Raw genomic sequence first — 2,712 nt, 5'->3', positions numbered from 1 at the left:
CGCCCAATCCTCCACTGTGATCACCCACCCAATCGTTTGGAACGGGTGGCTCAGTTTTCAACCGTCACAATGGCTCACTTTTCGACCGTCACCGACACTGTCGTCGACGTTGGCCGTGGACACTACCGCCTCATCAAGGAACTTAGGGTGAATGGCACAATTGGCGATCGCTTCGAGTTCGAACGAAATCGCCGCTGCTCTAGGTTCCTTGCCAAACCATTGCATGTGTCTTTGCCTTTCCTCGGGCTACGACCCACACTTTCTCACGTCCGGCAGCACGTCTGTCTCTCACCTACGAGCAAGGAGGGGCAGCGGTATTGGGTTGATCGACTCAACCAGGCGATCTGTTCCGCAGAGGGTTCCTCATTCAGAGAATGGAAGGTTCGCTGGAACAGATTATTGTGGAGCTCAGGTAATGGGCCTAAGGAGACTTTCGAGGTGAATCAACGGGACAAGGAGCGACGCCAGACCGTACGGCGAATATTCTTTGAGACGGACCTGGCGGGCCTGGGGTTCGGGGGTGAATCGTTCCCTGAATACGAATATGACACTGAGGCGGACCTTGCCATGTCTTGGCTGGCTAATGGACTGTCTCCGACCGATGTAGCAGCACGGGCAGCGCGCTACGTTCAGCGTGACTGGGGCGTTTCCGTGCCCGACCGCAAAGTGGAGCAGCTTGCTCACGCTCTTGCTGCTTAGTTCAAAACCGGAATCACAGGGCTGGTAGCCAGGCTAGGCGTGTTTCGTCCACTGAGGTTCCCCGAAGAGACGAAGCGCCCGGGCCGGCCACCGGCTAACGGGACGACTTCGAGACTGGGCCCTGACGGGACGCCGCCAGGTTGGTTCCTTATCGGATGATCGGCGCGCCTATAGCGATAGAAACACCTATGACGATGACAAGCGCTCCGAACATGGCCAAACCTATTGCGCAGAAGCGCCTCAAACCCTCAGAAGTAATATCCTTTTTGAAACCACGCAACTGCTCCATCATCGAACGGGCAAACCGGTTTCGAGCCAGGATAATCAACACACCGAAAACGACGACCACTCCGCCATGTACCAAGGTCTCGAGAGTCACGTTGCTGTCCCTGCTCCCCAGAAGAAGTCATAGATCAGCACGGCTACTCCTCCGACTATCGTGAAACCGGCCAACAAATTTTTATAGAGCAACTTGCGACGCATGTATCGGTGAACGTCCCCATTAGGGTGGCTCCGCAGATATGATCGGGCTGCCCACCCCTGTAGGAGGCGCCCCAATACAAGCATGGCAAATCCGCAAGCGAGCCAGCCTAAACCAACCACCGTTGCTTTAGACATCTGATCCTCCGGCAATTAGAGAACATGCTTGAGCACTAAAGTAGCCCAATCCATCTCTGTGCGGTCGAAAAGACGAAACACCGTTCAGGGCTTTGGATGCCGAGCTTGACCTTATTCTCCCTCTGGAGGCAGACAAAGAATCCAGAAGCTTGTCAGGAAAAAATGGTACCGGTAGAGGTTGAGGTGAGACAGTGAAGCATGGCGGCCGCGAACGACAACCCAACGTCCCGTTATGCCCAGCGCAACCGGACTTGGGATGAGTTGCCGCCCAAGCGCAGGCGCTTCTACTTCTGGCTGTTTTTGTTGCTCTTTCTTCTCGGTCCGTTAGGTCGCATACCACTTGAGATGGCCGGCGCATCTTCCTTCTTGGCGGCCATGGTCATTCTTGGGCTGACCGTTGTGATCTTGATTCCCCTGGGCTGGCAGGCTTGGAAGGAATTGCAGCAGCGGCGCGCCAGCGGTGAGGAACTTCCTCCAGTGCCAGTCAAAGGGAGGACTGTCGTGGCTTGGGTGGTGGCCTCACTTCTTTTCTGGGTTGCGGTTGCCTTCCTGGCCGCTGAGTCAAGGGGCCCGTTCATCCCGCTCCTCCCCATGCTGTGCACTTTTGTGGCCGGGAGAAGATTAATGCAATGGCGGCGTCAGAGGATGAGTTCTGCCAACTGAAGCTAACGCCGCCGATTCCTCATGGGGGTTAATTCCAGCTTTTGCGCTTTCCGATGAAGTAGCCGCAAATCATTACGACAACGCCACTAATCACGATGACATATGCCCAGATGTTGTTCGATGTGGACTGAAAAGCCAACATTGTCCCCAAGAGGGCGTTTACTGCACCCACGCAGAGTAGGGCGGTTCCAATCCATCGAGGTGTCATGCGGCCATCCTAGAGTTTCCTTGATGGGAACAGCTAGACAATGAGGATTGCTGTCCGTTCATCGTTCCCCAATGGAGTTAATTCCAACTCTTACGCTTTCCGATGAAGTAGCCGCAAAACATTAGAACGACGCCGCCAATCACGACGAAGCGGGCTGCTCTTTGCAGCGACCGACGCCGTCAGCTGATCTGTGAAAACCGCGATTCTGATTTATGACAGTCACAGGAATCTCCCCAAACTGTATCTGCGTGTCCGGCGTCTTCGGCGTGTCTCGAAAAGCTGCACCTTTCTGAGGCGCCGCCGGCACTTACTGCCGGTGTTTTCCCTGTTCAGGCAGGAACTGACTGTGTAACACTTCAGCATGGACGATCCAAGAAGCCGGATTCTGCCACTCCTTCGCCAGGGCGAACGGCTCCTGTGGGTTGGTCAACCCGACCCCCGAGTTCGCTTTACAGGCGCTGATGCCTTTCTCGTGCCTTTCAGCATCCTCTGGGGCGGGTTTGCGGTCGTATGGGAAATCATGG

Annotated in this window: 4 protein-coding genes; 2 read left to right on the top strand and 2 right to left on the bottom strand. The window is 55.4% G+C overall.

Features of this window, described 5'->3' with window-relative positions; translation table 11 throughout:
* Positions 1–699 (top strand): hypothetical protein (locus AC5RWD_RS23045; protein ID WP_494022242.1); only part of this gene is annotated, 699 nt, incomplete at its 5' end.
* 148 nt (positions 700–847) lie between these two features.
* Here the strand turns inward: AC5RWD_RS23045 and AC5RWD_RS23040 are convergent.
* Complete coding sequence (locus AC5RWD_RS23040) at positions 848–1,078, bottom strand: hypothetical protein (protein WP_494022241.1); 231 nt, start codon at positions 1,076–1,078, stop codon at positions 848–850.
* Positions 1,079–1,515: 437 nt separating this feature from the next.
* On the opposite strand from AC5RWD_RS23040, the gene AC5RWD_RS23035 reads away from it, so the two are divergent.
* The gene (locus AC5RWD_RS23035) at positions 1,516–1,980 is read left to right on the top strand and encodes a hypothetical protein (RefSeq protein WP_494022240.1); all 465 of its coding nucleotides are present in this window, start codon (positions 1,516–1,518) and stop codon (positions 1,978–1,980) included.
* Positions 1,981–2,495: 515 nt separating this feature from the next.
* On the opposite strand, the gene AC5RWD_RS23030 is transcribed toward AC5RWD_RS23035, so the two are convergent.
* Positions 2,496–2,712 (bottom strand): hypothetical protein (locus tag AC5RWD_RS23030; RefSeq protein WP_494022239.1); only part of this gene is annotated, 217 nt, incomplete at its 5' end.

Source organism: Arthrobacter sp. CMU6 (assembly GCF_059090205.1).
Note: the sequence above shows the minus strand (reverse complement) of the source record. Positions and strands in the feature narration are given on the sequence as shown.

Bases quoted from the DNA above. Each gene is read 5' to 3' on its own strand.
- AC5RWD_RS23035 (WP_494022240.1), top strand. From the start codon at position 1,516: ATGGCGGCCGCGAACGACAACCCAACGTCCCGTTATGCCCAGCGCAAC.